Consider the following 19,034-nt stretch of genomic DNA (forward strand, 5'->3'; position numbering starts at 1 on the left):
CTCCCTTAAACTTTCTCACCACGTGCGCGCATTTCTGCTAACACGGACTCAATTCCGTTCTTATCAATAATACGCATACCTGAAGTAGAAAGACGTAGTTTGACAAAACGGTTCTCATTTTCAACCCAAAAACGATGTGTTTGTAGATTAGGCTCAAAACGACGACGAGTCTTACGATGAGAGTGGGAAACATTGTTACCGACAACAGGTTTTTTTCCTGTTACTTGGCAAATTTTAGACATTTCTCAATTCCTCTCAAAAAAGTGAGTTTTAACACTCACGCACATTAAAAATATTCGAATATTTCTATGTTAAAACGACCCCCAATAACCAGCGTGAAACCGTTATTGGCAATCCGTAAAAAACAAGAAGCGAGATTATGCCTAAAACTGACTTAAAAAGCAAGTTTATTGTCAAGACAGTTTTAGGGGGCTTGTCTTTGGTAAACGCGTTGTAATAACTGGTGAATGAGGATAAAAAAGCCTGTGGTCACAGTCATCAGACTGATAAAAATATAGCCAAACAGGTCAGGAGCTTTCATCATGGTACTCATCAGTGATTCCTGATAATAAAAAAACCACTGATGTTGTTCAGGAAAAATCCATATATGTAGTTGATAAAATACGGTTTCGGGTCCCCAAATTAATAGCGGAATCATCAGTGCCAGTGCGCCCAAAGCCCCAGAAGTGAGTAGTTGCCTGCTAGCAGGATAGCGCCGTCGATAAATCAGAAAGCCAGTCCAGAACAGCCAAATAATCAAACCATAGAGTGCGGCTTTCTGCAAAATGGAAATAAGATGAGAGACATCTTTTAAGTGAATAATTTCAGCCGGACGTAATAAGGCAACACGGTACTGTGACGTTTCGTAGGTGAGATTTTCTAGCCCTTTTCCTTGGTGATGAATGGCTTTAACGATGTCTGCAAACAACTGATAGCGTGTTTCCGATGAGGTTTCTTCAAACCCTTTTCGATACAGGTTCAGAGGAGCATAACGATCAATGTGGTCGCCAATCCCGGCATAGTCATGCCAAACTGGGTAGCCAAAATTAACTTGTGCCAGTGTTAGCCAACTGCCCCAAAAGCATAGCAATAAAGTCAGCCAAGTCCATAGCATGCGTTGAATGATTGAAAGCATTAGGACATAACTCCCAATTGTGCCAGCGAGACCCAGCGACCATGATCGCCCAAAATAATATGATCCAAACAGCGCACTTCGACTAATGATAAGGCTTGTTGTAATTGTTGGGTTAAGCGTTTATCGGCTTCACTCGGGGTTGGATCGCCGGAAGGGTGGTTATGTGCCAGAATCACGGCAGCGGCTTGATGTTCCAACGCACAAATAACTACTTCTCGAGCATGAACGGATGCCTGATTGAGGGTGCCAGTAAAAAGTGGTTTAAACTGTATAAAGTGATGCTGCTGATCTAATAAGATCATGCCAAAGATTTCGCGATTTTGGTTGCCCAGGTGGTGCTGTAACAGTCGTGCCACAGCTTCCGGCTGAGTCATGGCATCCCCTTTGGTGAGGCCGGATTCAAAATGACGACGTGACATTTCCAGCACTGCGCGCAGTTGTACATATTTGGCCTGCCCTAAGCCCTTGGCGCTGCAAAATTCGGCTTCATCACTGGTTAATAACTGATGCAAACTGCCAAAATGATCTAATAAGTCTTGGGACAGTTCTACTGCGCTTTTGCCTTTAACGCCCACCCGTAAAAAGATGGCGAGTAATTCAGCATCAGAAAGCTGTTCAGCACCATAACGAAGCAGTTTTTCACGGGGGCGGTCATTTTCATGCCAGTCGGTAATTGCCATGTTTTTGCGCTTTTTTGATAAGATAAGCGCTATCTTAAGTCAAAGAGGAAAGTCAGGCAATGTTTGAGCTTGAAATGCGGGTTCGAGACTATGAATGCGATATGCAAGGGGTGGTGAATAATGCGGTTTACCAAAACTATTTGGAGCATGCCCGGCACGAGTTTTTATTAGCGAATGGCATTCACTTTGCCGAAGTGACCGCGCGTGGCATTCACTTAATGGTGGCTCGTGCAGAATTAGACTACAAGGCTGCATTAAAAGCTAATGATGCGTTTTTAGTCCGTGTCAAGTTAGTTGCTGAAGGGCGAAGTAAGGTGGCTTTTTTTCAGGATATTATTCGCGAAGATGACACTCATGTTCTGGGTGCAAAAATTATTGGGGTAACGGTGAAAAATGGTCGCCCCGTTCGATTGTTAGAGGAACTCGTTAGGTTGGCTTCGTCATGAATATTGTACTGGGTGTTACGGGCGGTATTGCAGCCTATAAGTCTTTAGAGTTGGTTCGTTTATGCCGTAAGGCTGGGCACGAAGTCCAGGTGGTTATGACCTCAGGGGCTAAGCAGTTTATTCAACCTTTATCTTTTCAAGCGCTTTCTGGGCGCCCAGTTCGGGATCAGCTATTTGATGCTAACCAAGAAGCTGGAATGGGGCATATTGAGTTAGCGAGATGGGCCGATAGGGTGGTGATTGCGCCCTGTTCTGCAGAAACCTTAGCCAAACTGAGAATGGGGCGAGCGGATGATTTATTGACCACACTTTGTCTGGCGACGGATCGGCCGATTTTCCTTGCACCGGCCATGAACCAACAAATGTGGGCCAATCCAGCAACGCAAGAAAATGTGTCGGTTCTACAATTGCGCGGGATGGAGGTCATGGCACCAGCCGTCGGAACTCAAGCATGTGGAGAAGAGGGGGCAGGGCGAATGCCTGAACCGGTTGGCATCTTAAACCGACTTACTGAATTGGCCGATCAAACTGAAAAAAATAACCAGGCCTGGTCAAATTTAACCGAATTTTGGCAAGGAAAACGGCTGTTAATTACCGCTGGTCCGACTTATGAAGATATTGATCCTGTACGGTTTATTGGTAACCGCAGTTCCGGCAAAATGGGCTTTGCATTGGCTGAAGTGGCGAATCAACTGGGGGCGAACGTTACTTTAATAGCCGGTCCCGTTGCGTTAGTTGCTTCTGAAGGCATTCACCGGATCAATGTGCGAAGCGCTCAACAGATGTTTGACGCGGTTCAGTCTCACTATGCGGTGCAAGACGTGTTTATCAGTGCGGCGGCCGTCGCCGACTTTCGTCCCCAGCAACAGGCTAATCATAAACTTAAAAAATCACCTGAAGTGTCCGATATGACACTGACACTAGTGAAAAACCCTGATATTGTCGCTTGGGTTGCGCAACAGTCGAATAAGCCATTTGTGGTTGGTTTTGCTGCCGAGACGCAACAATTAATCGAAGCGGCTCAACATAAACGTCAGGCTAAAAACCTAGATTTGATTTGTGCGAACCTCGTTGGAGACGGCGTTGGTTTTGACCAATCCGAGAATGCCTTGACTTTGATTTCAGCCCATCACCAAAAGCCTCTTGCGGCTTCCAGTAAATCCCATCAAGCGCGTCAGGTTTTGGAGAGGATCCAAGAGCTGGCTTAATGGTCGTTGAACCAATCGCGCTCGAGTCGCCTTGAAATGGTCTTTTTAAAATGTTACGGTTAAATAATGCATTTAAGGTCTGTGGTGCGTAACCCTGCTTTCTATTGCAATCAATTCAATAATGACAGCACGCAGGTGCTGGTGTCTTTAATCACGAATTAACCTCTGGAGCTCAACTTAAACTAGGCATATTCAGTCTGTTAGGTTGCGATACGATTTTAAAACCATGTCCAAAAAAATAAAATTAGAAGCAAAAGGACTTTATAAAGTCTTTGGGCCTCATCCACAAAAAGTGTTGCCACTCATTGAACGAGGGGATTCTAAATCACAAATTTTCGCTCAAACGGAACATACGCTCGGCGTAAATCGGGTTAGTTTAGAAGTGTATGAGGGTGAGATTTTTGTCATTATGGGGTTGTCCGGGTCAGGAAAATCCACCCTCGTCAGACTGTTTAATCGTCTAATCGAACCGACCTTAGGGGAGGTTTATATTGATGGCGAAAGTATTACCCAAATGACGCCCAAAGCATTAAGAGCGGTTCGTCGAAAGAAAATTTCGATGGTTTTTCAGTCTTTTGCATTAATGCCGCATCTGACCGTTTTGGAAAATACCGCTTTTGGTCTGCTATTGGATGGCGTTGATAAAGATACAGCGGCGCGCAAAGCCCAAGCCGCTTTGGATCAGGTTGGCCTTTCCACGCAAGGAGATTTATTTCCGTCAGCCTTATCGGGCGGTATGCAACAACGCGTTGGGATTGCGCGTGCCTTGGCAACCGGCTCAGAACTCATGTTAATGGATGAGGCCTTCTCGGCACTGGATCCGATTATTCGTAGTGAAATGCAAGATGAATTGCTGAAGTTGCAGCAAAAAAGTCGTCATACCATTATTTTTATTTCTCACGATTTGGATGAGGCTATGCGCATTGGCGATCGAATTGCCATTATGCAAGATGGTGATGTGATTCAGGTCGATACGCCAGAAGCCATTTTGAAACACCCTGCTAATGAGTATGTTGCCTCTTTTTTTAAAGGGGTTTCGGTTGGTAAAGTTTTAAAAGTGGGGTATTTAGCGCAAACGCCTGACTGTTTATTAACGGGGGTCGATAAACGAACGCCAGAAACGGTCATAGAAGACTTTGTCGCATCGAAACAACCGTATGGTGTTTGCTTGGACTCTGCCGATGGTTATCAGGGCGTCATCAGTCAACAGGCATTATCAACAGAGATGCCCTCTCATTTATCAGACAGTTACCTTAAACACATTGAACCATTATCGGCAGGTGACTTGGTCAATGATATTTTGGAGAAGGTAGCCAAGGCCGAATGTCCTCTTCCTGTGATCGACAACAATCAACAATTTTGTGGTGTGATTAGCCAATCTAATTTGCTTTTGGCCTTGGATAACGCATAACGACAACCGATAAAGCGCCCCCATTTTTGTCTTTTAGTTACTAGCTTGATGCTAAAAGGCATATAGGACTGACAAAGGAAATAATATATGGCAGAACCAACCCCGTGGGATACAGGTGAACAAACCGAACCAACTCATAACCCATGGCAGACACCATCGTCGGAAACCGATGCCACAACCACGGAACAATCCTCCGCTTGGAGTACGGCGAATTCTGATGAAGGCCAACCAGCCGATACAAGTTGGTTGAATAGTCCTGATGCGGTAGTGCCGACAGCGGAATTTTCTTGGCAGCAGCCGTTTGCAGAAGCGCAGATTCCATTTGACATTTGGGTTGAAAATGGACTGGATTGGCTGGTTGACAATTTTCGAGATGTGTTTCAACTGGTGCGTGTTCCAGTTGATATGACGTTAACATCGATGGATCTCTTTTTACAAAGCCTGTCACCCTGGCTGGTGATTGCTTTTTTTACCCTTTTGGCCTGGCAATTTGGTGGACGGCGTTTGGCGGGCGGTACTCTGGTTTCGTTCTTGATTATCGGCTTTATTGGCGCTTGGTCTGAAACGATGTTGACCTTGTCTCTGGTTCTCACCTCGGTGTTATTCAGTATTTTGATCGGGGTACCGCTCGGTATTTTAATGGGCAAGTCTGATCGCGCGGAATGGTTTATAAAACCGTTACTCGATGCGATGCAAACCACACCGGCATTTGTCTATCTCGTGCCCATTGTTATGTTGTTTGGTATAGGGAATGTGCCGGGAGTGGTGGTGACGATCATTTTTGCACTGCCGCCTTTAGTTCGTTTAACCAGTTTGGGCATTCGCCAAGTGCCGCAAGATTTGGTGGAAGCGTCTCATGCCTTTGGTGCCAGTATGTGGCAAATGCTGTTTAAGGTGGAACTGCCGGTCGCCTTGCCAACGATTATGGCGGGTATTAATCAAAACCTGATGTTATCTCTGTCCATGGTGGTGATTGCCTCCATGATTGCAGTTGGTGGGTTGGGACAAATGGTGTTAAGAGGCATTGGCCGATTGGACATGGGGTTAGCAGCCGTTGGTGGTTTAGCCATTGTTTTATTGGCCATTATCCTTGACCGTATTACGCAGTCATTGGCACAGCAATCCTCGCAAAATAGAGGTCAAAAATGGTATCAATCCGGACCGTTGGGATGGATATTAAAAGGATTAAATCGAAAGGGGTAAGGAATGACTTTAACCAAAAGAATGATCAGTTTCGGGGTTTTATTCAGCATGACACTGATGGCAGTCAATGGCTATGCAGCCAAGGTGATGCCATTTCAAAGTCCGATTGCGGAGGAATCCTTTCAAACGATATTGGTGAACCGAGCGCTGGCTGAATTGGGCCATGAGGTGCAACCGATTAATGAAGTCGATTATGCCATTGGCTATAAAACCATTGCCCAGAAAACGGATGACGATACCATTCGTTTTATGGCGGTCAATTGGGCACCTTTGCATGAAAATATGTATCAAAGAGCCGGAGGGGATGCGGTTTTTTATCGAAAAGGTTACTTTGTTGAAGGCTGTGCTCAAGGGTATCTGATTGATAAGAAAACGGCCAATCAATATGGCATTCGATACTTAAATGATTTAAAAGACCCCAAAATTGCCAAGCTGTTTGACAATGATGGCGATGGCAAAGCTAATCTGGCAGGCTGTAATCCAGGCTGGGGGTGTGAAAAGGTGATTGAACATCAACTAGATGCGTTTGACTTGAGAAAAACCATTGAGCATGACCAGGGACAGTATTCGGCCATTATTTCGCAAACAATCGGTCAGTTTGAACGGGGTGAGCCCGTGCTGTATTACACTTGGACGCCTTATTGGGTGTCGGGCATTATGAAGCCTGGACGTGATGTGGTTTGGCTTGAAGTCACCCAATCAGCGCATCCGGTGACCCAGAATACCGCACTGTCGAATGGCAAAAACTATGGCTTTAATGTTAATTCCATGCGCATTGTCGCTAATGGATCTGTGGCAGAGCAGCATCCAGAGGTGGCAAGGTTGTTTGAAGTCATGTCACTTTCCGTTAATGACGTATCCGCTCAAAATTCTTTGGTCAGAGAGGGGCAAAATAGTTTAAAAGACATTAATCGTCATGTTGATATGTGGATTCATGCGCACCAAGATCAGTTTAATGATTGGGTTAAACAGGCTAAAGCCATACAACCCAATAATATGAAAAAAATCTAAAACCAAGGGGTTGATTGTTGATATGTAAGGAGGCGGTGCTATGAATACCCATCAATCGGAAGAAGCAGATGTAGCAAAACTCAATCCACCCGTGTTTTATGTTGCCTCAGGCCTGGTTATTTTGTTGCTGATTTTTGCCAGCTTGTTTCCTGCTCAAGCGGATCAACTCTTTTCGGGTATGCAAGTCGCGATTATTGATAATGGCAGTTGGTTTTATGTATTAACGGTCGCGATTATTCTGATCACCGTGGTCTTTTTAGGCTTTTCTCGCTACGGCGATATCAAGCTGGGGCCAGATCACGCAACACCCGATTACACTAATATCACTTGGTTTTCGATGTTGTTTTCAGCCGGGATGGGGATCGGGTTAATGTTTTTTGGGGTAGCCGAACCTGTGATGCATTTTCTTGCGCCACCAGCAACCGATCCAGCTACTGTCGAGGCGGCTCGTCAAGCGATGAATATTACCTTTTTCCATTGGGGACTCCATGCCTGGTCTATTTATGCCATAGTGGCATTGATTTTGGCATTTTTTAGTTATCGACATGGCTTACCGTTGACTTTGCGTTCTGCACTCTATCCTCTGATTGGTGAAAAAATATACGGCCCAATTGGTCATGCAGTCGATATTTTTGCTGTCATCGGTACCATTTTCGGTATTGCAACTTCATTGGGGTATGGCGTTTTGCAAATGAATACGGGCCTAAATGTGTTGTTTGGTGTGCCAGTGAGTGAAGTGATGCAAGTGGTTTTAATTACATTGGTAACGGCTTTGGCGGGTGTTTCAGTGGCAACCGGTTTAGATAAAGGCATTCGACGCTTGTCTGAACTCAATATGAGTTTGGCAGTGATTTTAATGATCTTAGTATTGTCATTGGGATCAACCGTATTTTTATTACAGGCACTTATTCAAAATGTGGGTGCCTATCTCTCTGATATTGTGCGAGTGACTTTTAATTTATTTGCCTATAAAAAAACCGATTGGATTGGTGGTTGGACTATTTTTTATTGGGCTTGGTGGTTGGCTTGGGCGCCATTTGTGGGATTATTTATTGCCCGAGTATCAAGAGGACGTAGCATTCGAGAATTTGTCAGTGGCGTATTATTAGTGCCAGTGGGGTTCAGTATGATGTGGTTTACCTTTTTCGGGAACTCCGCGATGGATATGATTTTAAACGGCGGATTAAATGCCTTAGGCGATGCCGTTTCTAATGATGTGGCAGTGGCGTTATTCGTGTTTTTACAGCAGTTTCCATTTGGTTCGGTCTTGTCGTTTATTGCCATTTTAATGGTGGTGATCTTTTTTGTGACGTCTGCCGATTCCGGCGCCTTGGTGGTGAATATGTTGTGCTCTAATGGGCGAGATGATACCCCCCTTTGGCAAAGGCTTTATTGGGTGATTGGCGTTGGTTTAATTGCTGCCATTTTACTGTTAGCGGGCGGTTTGGGGGCGTTACAAACTATGACCATTGCCAGTGCACTGCCTTTTTCAGTGGTGTTACTAGTTGCGAGCTACGGCTTGATTAAGGCGCTAAGGGTTGATATCGCCAAGCGGGAGAGCTTGCAATTTAATGGCACGATTATGCCGACCTCAACAGATGATAATTGGAAAGAGCGCTTGCATAATATTGTAGATTATCCATCAAAATCGGTGGTGAGCCGCTTTTTGCAGAAGGTCGCTAAACCCGCCTGTGAGGAAGTCATGAACGAATTGAAATCACAAGGACTTGCCGCTGAGGTTAATTTTCAACCGGATCAAGACAGTGTTAGCCTTTGGGTTAAGCAGGGGGAAGAAGCCGATTTTATTTATGAAGTGCGGAGTCGGGGTCATTTGAAACCGGAATTTGTACAAGAAGAGGTTGCTGAATCGGAGTTAGACGAGTCCGCCCATTATTTCCGAGCTGAAATTCATTTGAGTGAAGGTGGGCAAGATTATGATGTGATGGGGTGGTCAAAGCAAGCATTGATTCATGATATGATAGATCACTATCATAAGCACCTACACTTCCTGCACATCTTGCGCTAAGTCGGTGTTTTCAGATTTGATTGGATAAGTTGGATAAGGAAAAAACATGACACTTCAGGTGGAATATAAAATATTAGATGAGCGTCTAGGCAAAGAGATTGAAATGCCACACTATGGCACGGCCGGTTCAGCTGGGTTGGATTTGCGTGCTTGTTTAGACACAGATTTAACCTTAGCACCCGGCGAAACAACTTTGATTCCTACGGGGTTGGCGATTCATTTGGATGATCCTGGGTTGGCAGCCATGCTGTTGCCACGCTCGGGTTTGGGCCATAAGCACGGAATTGTATTAGGGAACTTAGTTGGGTTGATCGACTCCGATTACCAAGGACCTTTGATGGTTTCTTGTTGGAATCGTAGTGACAAAGCTTATACGATTCAGGTTGGAGAGCGTATTGCGCAAATGGTTATCGTGCCAGTATTACAGCCGGTGTTTACCCAAGTCTCTGAATTTGGTGAAGAGACTGAGCGCGGAGAGGGTGGCTTTGGGCATACGGGACAGCATTAGCGTTGTCACTTCCCCGTCATCTGTACGCTATAAAATAGCGTGTTTTATGTTAGGAAATCGGCTGTGGAAAAACCAATAGACGCCAGTATTTTTAGAACCTACGATATTCGTGGGGTGGTGGATGAAACCTTAACAGAATCTGGCGTCGAAAAGATTGGTCAAGCGATTGCCAGTGAACTGATTGTCTCCGGTGAAACCCAAGTGGTTTTGGGCAGAGATGGACGACTATCGGCACCCCGATTTGCCGATGCCATGGCTCGCGGTCTGACGCAAATGGGCATTTCGGTCATTGATTTGGGGCAGGTGATGACCCCTATGTGTTATTTCGCTGCAGAAACGCTGGATGATGTTCATTCCTGTGTGATGTTGACCGGTTCTCATAATCCGTCTAATTACAACGGTATTAAAATTGTTATAAAAGGGGTGACCTTGTATGGTGATGCCATTCAAGCATTAAAACACCGCATTGACCAACAATGCTTTGAAAAATTACCCAGGCCTGGGCAAATTCTGCCAACTTCGATCACCGCTGCTTACCAAGCCCGCATTCTAGAAGATATTCAATTAGTGAAACCCTTAAAAGTGGTGGTGGACGCGGGCAATGGCGTCGCAGGGGCTTTCGCGCCAGCGCTATTACGACAGCTGGGCTGTGAAGTGATTGAGCTGTTCTGTGACGTGGATGGCCATTTTCCTAACCATCATCCCGATCCGGCCAAACTCAAAAACCTAGAAACCTTATCGCAAACCGTTTTGTTAACCCATGCCGATTGTGGCATCGCTTTTGATGGGGATGGTGATCGTTGCGGAGTGGTGGATAATGAAGGTCAGCCTTTGTATCCCGATCGACAATTGATGTTGTATGCTCAGGATGTTTTAACCCGCGTGCCGGGTGCTTTGATACTGTACGACATTAAGTGTAGTGCTTTATTGGCAAAGGTGGTGGAAGCGGCTGGTGGTCAAGCGATGATGTGGAAAACAGGTCATTCCTATATGAAAGCAAAAATGCGTGAAACCGGTGCGGCCTTGGGTGGTGAAGTCTCTGGGCATATGTTTTTTAAAGAACGCTGGTATGGCTTTGACGATGGCCTCTATACTGCAGCAAGATTGTTAGAAATTTTGGCCAAAGCGCCGTCCAATGCGGCTAAATTATTTGCCCAACTTCCCAATGGCTACAATACGCCTGAAATTGAAATTGAAATGGCAGAAGGTGAGCCTTATGTTTTTATGGATAAAATTCGTCAAACGGCGCATTTTGAAAATGCCACTGTGTTTGATTTAGATGGTTTAAGAGTCGATTTTGAAGATGGTTGGGGATTAATTCGTGCTTCCAATACCACACCCGTGATTGTATTGCGCTTTGAAGGAGAGACACCTGAGGCACTGCAATGTATTCAACAGCAGTTTAAAACGTTAATTCAGCGAGTGGATCCAAAATTGGTTATTCCTTTCTAGGAACTTGATATAGAATAATAATTTGGCTCAAAGTCGATGGTTAATTGTACTGACCCAAAGATAATAATAATTCAATAGAGAATGAGGCACTGATGGAACAAAGATTAAGAGCTGCTATGGCGGCAATAAAAGGTATAAAAATTCCTGACCTACCTAAAGAAGTATTTGAACTTCAGCAAGCTCTTGAGTGTAAATTCCCCAATAATCAAGATGTTGCCGATATTATTTCTTCTAACACCAAGCTATCGGGTGAAGTCTTACGAATTGTTAATTCACCGATTATGAAAATGAAACGGAAAATTAATACAATTCGAGAAGCCGTTGACAGTTTGGGGTATACCAATTTAAAAAATTTGGTGCTTGCTGCCGCACTTAAGAATATTTTTAATACCACTGAAGTGTTTGAAATCATCGAACACTCTAAAGATGTCGCTTTTTGTTGTGCAGAATTATCTGAATATGTAGACGGCATTACTCGAGATGAAGCGTATTTGATTGGATTATTTCATAATGGTGGCGCCTTAATGCTCGCCACCAAGGATCCTGAAGTCTATCCCAAATTTTTCTCACTAACCAATTCTAGTCCTGTCAATGGCGTACGAAAAGAAATCGAAAAATATGGTACGTCACATATGGATGTCGGCATTCTGCTTGGCCAACGGTGGAAACTGCCTGTCGAAATGTTGAATGTGATAATGCATCATCACACAGAGGACAATAATATGGGGCAAGAAAAAATTCGTGGCATGATGGCGATGGTGAAAATTTCCAATATGATTGTGAATGAAATTTCACTCGGCTCATATATTACTGAGGAAGCAAAAAGTTATCTTGCCAATGCACAAGAAGAGCTGATGTTGGATACCGAAACCATTAATCAGATTAGACGTGTTTTGATTTCCTCACTATAATAAGCGCTCTTTTTGTTAAATCATACAAAAACGACCAGGCCTGGCCGTTTTAGGAGTCTGTTATGCCCTCATTTGATATTGTTTCTGAACTGGATAAACACGAGTTAACGAACGCTATAGATCAAGCCAATAAAGAAGTCACCACGCGTTATGATTTTAAAGGCACGGATTCGAGCTTTACGTTAAAAGACAGTGTGGTCACCCTGAAAACGGAGTCTGAATTTCAACTTCAGCAAATGGTGAATATGTTGATTGAAAAGGCCAATCGCCGAGGTATCGATGTGAAATGCATGGAAGTCAAGGATCCAGACATTCAGTTGAAGACCGCAAAACAAGTGGTGGAAATGAAAGAAGGGCTGGATGCGGCTTTGGCAAAGAAAATCATCAAAGCGATTAAGGATTCAAAGATTAAAGTCCAAGCAGCGAGACAGGAAGAAACCATTCGGGTTACCGGTAAAAAACGAGATGACCTTCAAGCCGTGATGCAACTCCTAAAAGGCATGGAAGATTTAGAGATGCCGTTACAATTCAATAATTTTAGAGACTAATATTCCGAGCCCAATGATGAGAGTGCAATCCACCATGAATTTAAACAAAGCCCAAGCGCAAAATATTGCTTCGGTTCTTGCCGAAGCTTTGCCCTATATTCAACGTTTTTCTGGTAAAACCATTGTCGTGAAATATGGTGGGAATGCCATGACCGAAGAGGCTTTAAAAAACGGTTTCGCACGCGATATTGTGCTAATGAAACTGGTGGGCATGAATCCGGTAGTGGTGCATGGCGGAGGGCCACAAATCGGTAATCTACTTGAAAGAGTTGGTAAACAATCAGAATTTATTCAAGGTATGCGCGTTACCGATTCTGAAACCATGGATATTGTCGAGATGGTGTTGGGCGGCATGGTCAATAAAGAAATTGTCAATCTCATCCATCAACATAGTGGTAATGCTGTGGGACTGACGGGGAAGGATGCTAATTTAATTGAAGCCAGAAAAATGGAAATGACCGCTTTTAATGAGGATTTGAATGCGCCAGAACTCATTGATTTAGGTCATGTCGGTGAAGTGGCCAAAATCAATACCAAAGTGTTGGATATGTTGATTCAGGATGATTTTATTCCTGTCATCGCACCTGTTGGTGTGGATGAAAAGGGCGCATCTTATAATATTAACGCCGACTTGGTTGCAGGTAAGGTGGCAGAAGCGTTAAATGCCGAAAAGCTGATGTTACTGACCAATACCCCAGGCTTATTGGATAAGGCGGGCGAGTTGTTGACGGGGTTGAATTCTGATTCGGTTGCAAGGCTGATTGCCGATGGAACGATTTATGGTGGTATGCTCCCCAAAATTCAATGTGCACTTGAAGCCGTTGAAAATGGTGTTCAATCAGCGCATATTATTGATGGTCGTGTCGAGCATGCGGTGATGTTAGAAGTCTTTACCGATGAAGGGGTGGGCACCTTAATCACCGCCAAATGAGATTGCTCTCTTAAATGGAAAGCTTCTTTGACCATTTCCTATTATTTATAGTCTCCCTCATTGCAAATCTGCTTTCTGCCTTAGCGGGTGGAGGGGCAGGGTTGTTACAGTTACCCGCATTATTGTTTTTAGGCTTACCCTTTAGTCTTGCATTGGCCACCCATAAAGTCGCTAGTGTTTTTCTAGGGTTGGGGGCCAGCTCTCGTCACTTCCGTTCTGCACAATTTAATCTCCGTTTTGTACTGGTTATTTTAGCATTTGGCTTACCCGGTGTGATTATCGGAGCCAACCTAATTTTGAGCATTCCTGACCATATTGCTGAAATAGCTTTGGGGGTCTTGACCTTGGCTCTAGGTGTCTACTCAGCAGTGCAGCCGGATTTAGGACAAATCCATCAATTAAAAAGGCAAACTCGTTCGGGTTGGTTCGTTGGTGGGTTGGTGTTGTTCATGATCGGTCTGTTGAATGGCTCTTTAACGTCTGGTACCGGCTTATTTGTCACGCTATGGCTTATTGCGTGGTTTGGTTTAGATTATAAGACAGCGGTGGCTTATACGCTGGTGTTGGTTGGCATTTTTTGGAATGGTATTGGCGCTTTTACGCTCGGTATTCAAGGACAAATTCAGTGGGATTGGTTACCGGCCTTGATTTTAGGTTCTTTTGTTGGGGGCTATCTGGGCGCACACTTATCTATTGTGAAAGGTAATCGGTTAGTGAAGCGAGGGTTTGAAATCATAACGCTGCTGGTTGGTAGTAGTCTCATTGTTAAGCATCTAATCTAACTGCACGCTTGCATGAGTTAGCACGAACAAAAAAGGAGGCTTCTGCGCCTCCCTTATCTATCGTTTGACCATCAGGCCTGGTTAAAATTCTCCCCATTCATCCTCTTGATGGGAGGAAGGTTTATTGGGCGTTGCTGCTTGAGTCTTTTTCGTAGGAGCGGTTAGGTGAGCTGAACTTGGCTTGGCAGTTTTTTGTGCCAAGGGTTTGGGCGCGGCAGGGGCTTGTTGATGTGCCGCCTGTTGCGCAAGGGTTTGCTCAAGTCGAGTTAGGCTATCGACCACTTTATCACTGGCATCATCCAGATTTCGGAACTCAGCCCGGACCGTATCAAGATCACTCATTTCGTGCGCATCTAAAATGCGTTTAATGGTGGCATGGACTTCGGCATGCCATTTATCCAAGGTCTGCATTTCAGCTAAGTCAGCATATTGTTGACCTTCAGGCCCATAGAACCATTTGCCTAAAGCACACTTGGTATGATCTGTGGCGACTTCACGGCTAAATTCAACATTCAAGCCTTCTACATATCCCAGTACCGTTCCTTTCCATTGAAGGTGGGCACGTCTGGCATTGGCAAAAATAAAGTTACCCGTTTGCATGGCGGTTTCAAAGCCGAGGTCATGAATATCCATTTTAAAGTTGCTGATGACAGTATTGACTTCTTCTGCCAATCGACTCATTTCCTCCGTTCTTTGTGCCGTTTCGTCAACTAAGGCGGAATTTTGCTGCGTAACCTGGTCAATGCTACTAATGGCGATATTGACTTGTTCAACGCCCTTAGCTTGTTCAGAACTCGTTTGAGAAATTTCACTGACATAAGAACCAATTTTAGCGATGGAGTCATTGATTAATTCCAATGCTCGTCCAGATTCATCCGCAAGCCTCGCACCTTCGTGAACTTTTTCAACCGTGTTATCAATTAATTGGCGAATGTCTTTGGCCGCATCGGCTGACTTCGCTGCCAAGGATCGAACTTCACCTGCTACTACCGCAAAGCCACGACCATGATCACCGGCTCTTGCAGCCTCTACAGCAGCGTTTAAAGCAAGTAAATTGGTTTGGAAGGCAATACTGTCAATTAATGCTGTAATTTCTGAAATTTTTGCACTGGCTTCATTGATTTCATTGATAGATTCAATGGTTTTATGAACCACTAAATTCGCCTCTTGTGCTTCTTTTAACGATTCATTGGCCGCTTCGTTGGCATCTTTAGCATTATTGGCTGTTTGTTGAATGGTCGACGTGATTTGTTCCATACTGGCGGCGGTTTCCTCTAAAGAGGCGGCTTGCTGCTGGGTTCTTCCAGAGAGATCAGAAACATCTTGAGCGATGGTAATGGTGCCATCAGATAGTTTACGAATTGAATAATTGGATTGTGACAATAGGCTGGAAATATTGTTAACGGAATTATTGATGCCTTCTTTTAATACGGCTAGGGTCCCACTGGTGTCGGCATGAATACGGGGTTTTAAGTCTCCCGCACCTTGCGCAATCATGACTTGAGTTGTTTCTTCTATGACCGATTCGAGTTTATTTAACGAGTTGTTGATGTTACGTTTTAACTGGTCAAACTCACCTTCTAAATCAGCAGATATTCTTTGTGAGAAAAAGCCTTCTGCAACTTGATTCATTAAGGTATTGATTTCTGTGAAGACGCCCTGCAAAGTGTCTGTTGTTGATTCAACATTATTTATTGCAACTTTGAATTCCCCATGGGGTGTAATCATTGGTTTTTCATGGAATTGCCCATGAGAGATTGATGATAGTAATCGATTGATGTCGTTCAATGTAGACGTTAAAGTGGATGCAGCCTCTTGGAGATTTACTTCCATAACCCTAAAGTCACCTTTAAAGGGGATCACTGAACTAGAATCTAATTTACCACGAGATAGCTCTTTGAGCATTCTCCCTGATTCTCCCAGCGCGACTTGGGCATTCTGTAATAATGCATTGTAGGCTTCAGCCAGTTCTCCAGGCTCTCCTGTAAGAGTGTTGTCAATTCTGTAACTCAGGTCGCCAGTTTGCTCTGTCTGAGTAATTGTTTTGGTGATTGTTTTTATTGGATTAATAACATTTAGACGAACTGAAATGAGGTTTAATACCGTTAATATTGCCATTGCTAAGGTAATATGAAGCGCTTCGTTGATATTTTGCTGAAGAAAAATCGCTGAAATTGCTGTCAGAAGCACTAATGCAAAAATATTGTAGGTTATCATTTTAGGCATTAGATTGAGGTTGTAAAAAGGGTTGAGTTGATGCAACTTGCCTGCGCCTGATTTGCTGATCTGGCCATGAACAATCTTTAGCTTTCCAGTATTGATGTCTTTATATGCTTGGCTGGCTAATTGAATTTCTGCAGAAGAAGCGGGTTTGCGTACTGAAATATACCCAGTTATTTTGCCATTTTCAGTAATAGGTGCAGCATTCGCTTTTACCCAATAATGACGACCATCTTTGGTGCGGTTCTTTACGATTTGTGTCCAGGATTTCCCCGCTTGCAATGTTTGCCATAAATCTTTGAATACCGCTTTAGGCACATCAGGGTGGCGAAGGATATTATGAGGTTGTCCTATGATTTCATCCCTTGCATAACCACTGATTTCAATAAATTCGCTATTGGCTTCAATTATGGTTCCGTTTAAATCGGTACGAGAAATGATGCGGTAATGATCAGGAATGGGAACGGTTTCATTGACTACCGGTCTATCGATTCGGCTCATTGAGTATATCCTTATTAATTGTGCGATTTATTTTAGTATTTTTGTATTGTATCGATTTTATAGTGCTTTTGTACTATTTTTTTGTAGCGAAAGGGCCTTTTAAAAAGGTGTACCCTATGGTGAAATTAGGGGCAGTCGGTTTCGGCATTCGTGGGCAAGTGAATGTCTTTTGGGCGAGTAAATTGGGTTAAGCGAGCGCAGCCCTGTGCTAGGTCTTGCCAGTGGAAAGGCATTACAAAGTGCGCCAAGCTAGCGGTCGGAAACAGTTTTGATGAATGGGCGTGTTGTTTTTGAGAGAGAAATTGCATCAAACTCTCTAATCCGGGGTTGTGGCCGATGATTAAAACCCGTTCGTATTGGTTCGGTACTTGAGCCAATAGCTTTTTAAAAGTTTCAAGGTCAGCCATATAGAGCTCGGTATGGACTTCAGTTGGAATGCCTCTGGGCAGTTTGAGGCGTTTTAACGTTTGATGCGTTCGTTTTGCAGGGGAGACTAAAATAAGATCCGGAATAAGGTCTTGGTCATTGAGCCAATAAGCAACCTTACAAAGTGATTTCTTGCCCTTATCAGCGAGCGGTCTATCTAAGTCCGTTAATGTATCGTCCTTCCAATCAGACTTAGCATGTCGCAATAATAACAGTTCTCTTAAGGGCTGGTTCACTGGTTTTTAGGCTCCCGATTAGATCCCATTTTGCGCTTGATAGTCACGCATGGCTTGCAGAATGGCCGGATCAATATCGTCACGGCTGTCAAGGGTTTGAATAATATCATTCAAGTTGATAATGCTGTAAACGGGGATATTGTACTGCTGTTCAACTTCTTGAATGGCAGACAGTGCACCTTGGCCTTTTTCCATCCGATCCAGAGCAATTACGACCCCCGCAGGCTCGGCGCCTTCCGCTTGAATAATCTCAATGGCTTCACGAATGGCAGTGCCAGCGGTAATGACGTCATCAATAATAAGAACTTTGCCTTTAAGTGGATGCCCTACAATGTTACCGCCTTCACCATGGGTCTTAGCTTCTTTGCGATTAAATGCATAAGGCGTGTCGATTTGGTGCTGAGTGGCCAGCGCCACACTGGTGGTCGCAGCTAATGGAATACCCTTATAGGCCGGGCCGAATAACACATCAAATTCAATGGAATTGGCCGCAATCGTCGCGGCATAAGCTTCAGCAAGTTTCGCTAATTGTGCGCCACGATTAAAGCCGCCAGCATTGAAGAAATAAGGGCTTTGTCGGCCGGATTTCAGAGTGAAGTTGCCCAGCTTTAGTACGCCGGCTTGTAAGATAAAGTCGATAAAATCGGATTGATTTGGTTTCATAAATGTTTTGTGTGTTTGTCCAGATAATTAAAAGGCGCTTAGACCCCTGTGCTGTAATCGAAAATATTAACATAGCTTGGCGGTGGCCTATAAAAAATGTAATAAAGATTTTTAATGAAGCGCAAACCTTGGCATGCATTCTGCATAGTATGAGCATAACCCGCGCTTAAGGCAATAGTCTGTCAAAAAAATGACATTCACTGTCTGGTGTACAGAAACTAACACAAGGAATGTTTTATGGCCATTAATTTACGAAATGTTGAACCTTTAAGTTCAAAAAGTTTGCTCATGGAACAAGCAATGCGGCGTCGAGCTCAAAATAAGGATGAACCAGAGCATATGATGGATATGGTTTCACCTGATTATGAGTGGTTAAAAGAGGATAAAACTGTCCTCAATAATCTAGTCAGCCAAATGGATGGTTCTGTCGGCCAACTATCAAAACAGATGAAACGGCTGGAGGAGTTGTCGGATCAGTCACGTCAAAAGCTTGAAAAAGAGCAGGCCTTACTGTTTAATCAAATTCGTACCTTGAATAACTTATTAAAAAATCAAGTGGATGTGTTCGGTTCCTTAGAGCGTCAGCTTTCTGACATCGAATACAAACAAAATAATGTGTTGCCGCAAATTGGCATTGGCCTGGTTGCCGGATTGATGTCAGCCATTACCATTCTTGCGACCGCTCCCTGGCTCACAGTGCTGATTGAAAAAATGCGGGTGGTGGTATAATCGGCTC

The 19,034-nt window shown here is 44.0% G+C and carries 19 protein-coding genes; 13 read left to right on the forward strand and 6 right to left on the reverse strand.

Going from position 1 to position 19,034, the window contains the following annotated elements:
• Window positions 1-5: 5 nt before the first annotated feature.
• The 3 genes from rpmB to radC form a co-directional block, all read right to left on the reverse strand.
• Window positions 6-242, reverse strand: a complete 237-nt coding sequence (gene rpmB, locus CYQ88_RS06915) for a 50S ribosomal protein L28 (RefSeq protein WP_101840628.1) — start codon at window positions 240-242, stop codon at window positions 6-8.
• A 182-nt stretch (window positions 243-424) separates the two neighbouring features.
• Complete coding sequence (locus CYQ88_RS06920) at window positions 425-1,135, reverse strand: DUF1461 domain-containing protein (protein WP_101840629.1); 711 nt, start codon at window positions 1,133-1,135, stop codon at window positions 425-427.
• Window positions 1,135-1,815, reverse strand: a complete 681-nt coding sequence (gene radC, locus CYQ88_RS06925; RefSeq protein ID WP_101840630.1) for a DNA repair protein RadC — start codon at window positions 1,813-1,815, stop codon at window positions 1,135-1,137. The genes CYQ88_RS06920 and radC overlap by 1 nt, the downstream gene beginning before the upstream one ends.
• A 59-nt stretch (window positions 1,816-1,874) precedes the next feature.
• On the opposite strand from radC, the gene CYQ88_RS06930 reads away from it, so the two are divergent.
• The 12 genes from CYQ88_RS06930 (at window position 1,875) to CYQ88_RS06985 (ending at window position 14,252) form a co-directional block, all read left to right on the forward strand.
• On the forward strand, window positions 1,875-2,261 hold the full coding sequence (locus tag CYQ88_RS06930) for a thioesterase family protein (protein WP_101840631.1): 387 nt from the start codon (window positions 1,875-1,877) through the stop codon (window positions 2,259-2,261).
• Window positions 2,258-3,469, forward strand: coding sequence for a bifunctional phosphopantothenoylcysteine decarboxylase/phosphopantothenate--cysteine ligase CoaBC (gene coaBC / locus CYQ88_RS06935; RefSeq protein WP_101840632.1), 1,212 nt, complete (start codon window positions 2,258-2,260; stop codon window positions 3,467-3,469). Before CYQ88_RS06930 ends, coaBC begins: the two co-directional genes overlap by 4 nt.
• A 226-nt stretch (window positions 3,470-3,695) precedes the next feature.
• Entirely contained in the window at window positions 3,696-4,880 is a 1,185-nt protein-coding gene (locus CYQ88_RS06940) for a glycine betaine/L-proline ABC transporter ATP-binding protein (protein ID WP_101840633.1), read from the forward strand.
• Window positions 4,881-4,967: 87 nt separating this feature from the next.
• Window positions 4,968-6,083: a glycine betaine/L-proline ABC transporter permease ProW gene (gene proW, locus CYQ88_RS06945; RefSeq protein WP_101840634.1), complete on the forward strand. Its 1,116-nt coding sequence runs from the start codon at window positions 4,968-4,970 to the stop codon at window positions 6,081-6,083.
• A 3-nt stretch (window positions 6,084-6,086) separates the two neighbouring features.
• On the forward strand, window positions 6,087-7,094 hold the full coding sequence (gene proX, locus CYQ88_RS06950) for a glycine betaine/L-proline ABC transporter substrate-binding protein ProX (RefSeq protein WP_101840635.1): 1,008 nt from the start codon (window positions 6,087-6,089) through the stop codon (window positions 7,092-7,094).
• Window positions 7,095-7,134: 40 nt separating this feature from the next.
• Window positions 7,135-9,120, forward strand: coding sequence for a choline BCCT transporter BetT (locus CYQ88_RS06955; protein WP_101840636.1), 1,986 nt, complete (start codon window positions 7,135-7,137; stop codon window positions 9,118-9,120).
• 46 nt (window positions 9,121-9,166) lie between these two features.
• Window positions 9,167-9,628, forward strand: coding sequence for a dUTP diphosphatase (gene dut, locus CYQ88_RS06960; RefSeq protein ID WP_101840637.1), 462 nt, complete (start codon window positions 9,167-9,169; stop codon window positions 9,626-9,628).
• 63 nt (window positions 9,629-9,691) lie between these two features.
• Entirely contained in the window at window positions 9,692-11,080 is a 1,389-nt protein-coding gene (locus CYQ88_RS06965; RefSeq protein ID WP_101840638.1) for a phosphomannomutase/phosphoglucomutase, read from the forward strand.
• Window positions 11,081-11,172: 92 nt separating this feature from the next.
• Window positions 11,173-11,991 (forward strand): HDOD domain-containing protein, encoded by an 819-nt coding sequence (locus CYQ88_RS06970; protein WP_101840639.1) that lies wholly within the window; start codon window positions 11,173-11,175, stop codon window positions 11,989-11,991.
• Window positions 11,992-12,053: 62 nt separating this feature from the next.
• A complete protein-coding gene (locus tag CYQ88_RS06975; protein WP_101840640.1) occupies window positions 12,054-12,539 on the forward strand; it encodes a YajQ family cyclic di-GMP-binding protein in 486 nt (161 codons plus the stop codon).
• Between the two features lie 34 nt (window positions 12,540-12,573).
• On the forward strand, window positions 12,574-13,470 hold the full coding sequence (gene argB, locus CYQ88_RS06980) for an acetylglutamate kinase (protein ID WP_304441603.1): 897 nt from the start codon (window positions 12,574-12,576) through the stop codon (window positions 13,468-13,470).
• A 14-nt stretch (window positions 13,471-13,484) separates the two neighbouring features.
• Entirely contained in the window at window positions 13,485-14,252 is a 768-nt protein-coding gene (locus CYQ88_RS06985) for a sulfite exporter TauE/SafE family protein (RefSeq protein ID WP_101840641.1), read from the forward strand.
• An 81-nt stretch (window positions 14,253-14,333) separates the two neighbouring features.
• Here the strand turns inward: CYQ88_RS06985 and CYQ88_RS06990 are convergent, their stop codons facing one another.
• The 3 genes from CYQ88_RS06990 to pyrE form a co-directional block, all read right to left on the reverse strand.
• Window positions 14,334-16,973, reverse strand: a complete 2,640-nt coding sequence (locus tag CYQ88_RS06990; protein ID WP_101840642.1) for a methyl-accepting chemotaxis protein — start codon at window positions 16,971-16,973, stop codon at window positions 14,334-14,336.
• Between the two features lie 125 nt (window positions 16,974-17,098).
• Window positions 17,099-17,635 carry a histidine phosphatase family protein gene (locus tag CYQ88_RS06995; RefSeq protein WP_101840643.1) on the reverse strand — a complete coding sequence of 179 codons (537 nt, stop codon included), beginning with the start codon at window positions 17,633-17,635 and terminating at the stop codon, window positions 17,099-17,101.
• A gap of 18 nt (window positions 17,636-17,653) precedes the next feature.
• The gene (pyrE, locus tag CYQ88_RS07000) at window positions 17,654-18,298 is read right to left on the reverse strand and encodes an orotate phosphoribosyltransferase (protein WP_101840644.1); all 645 of its coding nucleotides are present in this window, start codon (window positions 18,296-18,298) and stop codon (window positions 17,654-17,656) included.
• Between the two features lie 237 nt (window positions 18,299-18,535).
• On the opposite strand from pyrE, the gene CYQ88_RS07005 reads away from it, so the two are divergent.
• Window positions 18,536-19,027, forward strand: a complete 492-nt coding sequence (locus CYQ88_RS07005) for a hypothetical protein (protein ID WP_101840645.1) — start codon at window positions 18,536-18,538, stop codon at window positions 19,025-19,027.
• Window positions 19,028-19,034 lie beyond the last annotated feature (7 nt).

The sequence above is a fragment of the Hydrogenovibrio sp. SC-1 genome (genome assembly GCF_002848135.1).
Taxonomy (GTDB): Bacteria; Pseudomonadota; Gammaproteobacteria; order Thiomicrospirales; family Thiomicrospiraceae; genus Hydrogenovibrio.

Excerpts from the sequence above, each read along its gene's own strand:
- rpmB (WP_101840628.1), bottom strand. The coding sequence starts at position 242 with ATGTCTAAAATTTGCCAAGTAACAGGAAAAAAACCTGTTGTCGGTAAC.
- CYQ88_RS06920 (WP_101840629.1), bottom strand. The coding sequence starts at position 1,135 with ATGCTTTCAATCATTCAACGCATGCTATGGACTTGGCTGACTTTATTG.
- radC (WP_101840630.1), bottom strand. The coding sequence starts at position 1,815 with ATGGCAATTACCGACTGGCATGAAAATGACCGCCCCCGTGAAAAACTG.
- CYQ88_RS06930 (WP_101840631.1), top strand. The coding sequence starts at position 1,875 with ATGTTTGAGCTTGAAATGCGGGTTCGAGACTATGAATGCGATATGCAA.
- coaBC (WP_101840632.1), top strand. The coding sequence starts at position 2,258 with ATGAATATTGTACTGGGTGTTACGGGCGGTATTGCAGCCTATAAGTCT.
- CYQ88_RS06940 (WP_101840633.1), top strand. The coding sequence starts at position 3,696 with ATGTCCAAAAAAATAAAATTAGAAGCAAAAGGACTTTATAAAGTCTTT.
- proW (WP_101840634.1), top strand. The coding sequence starts at position 4,968 with ATGGCAGAACCAACCCCGTGGGATACAGGTGAACAAACCGAACCAACT.
- proX (WP_101840635.1), top strand. The coding sequence starts at position 6,087 with ATGACTTTAACCAAAAGAATGATCAGTTTCGGGGTTTTATTCAGCATG.
- CYQ88_RS06955 (WP_101840636.1), top strand. The coding sequence starts at position 7,135 with ATGAATACCCATCAATCGGAAGAAGCAGATGTAGCAAAACTCAATCCA.
- dut (WP_101840637.1), top strand. The coding sequence starts at position 9,167 with ATGACACTTCAGGTGGAATATAAAATATTAGATGAGCGTCTAGGCAAA.
- CYQ88_RS06970 (WP_101840639.1), top strand. The coding sequence starts at position 11,173 with ATGGAACAAAGATTAAGAGCTGCTATGGCGGCAATAAAAGGTATAAAA.
- CYQ88_RS06975 (WP_101840640.1), top strand. The coding sequence starts at position 12,054 with ATGCCCTCATTTGATATTGTTTCTGAACTGGATAAACACGAGTTAACG.
- argB (WP_304441603.1), top strand. The coding sequence starts at position 12,574 with ATGAATTTAAACAAAGCCCAAGCGCAAAATATTGCTTCGGTTCTTGCC.
- CYQ88_RS06985 (WP_101840641.1), top strand. The coding sequence starts at position 13,485 with ATGGAAAGCTTCTTTGACCATTTCCTATTATTTATAGTCTCCCTCATT.
- CYQ88_RS06990 (WP_101840642.1), bottom strand. The coding sequence starts at position 16,973 with ATGAGCCGAATCGATAGACCGGTAGTCAATGAAACCGTTCCCATTCCT.
- pyrE (WP_101840644.1), bottom strand. The coding sequence starts at position 18,298 with ATGAAACCAAATCAATCCGATTTTATCGACTTTATCTTACAAGCCGGC.
- CYQ88_RS07005 (WP_101840645.1), top strand. The coding sequence starts at position 18,536 with ATGGCCATTAATTTACGAAATGTTGAACCTTTAAGTTCAAAAAGTTTG.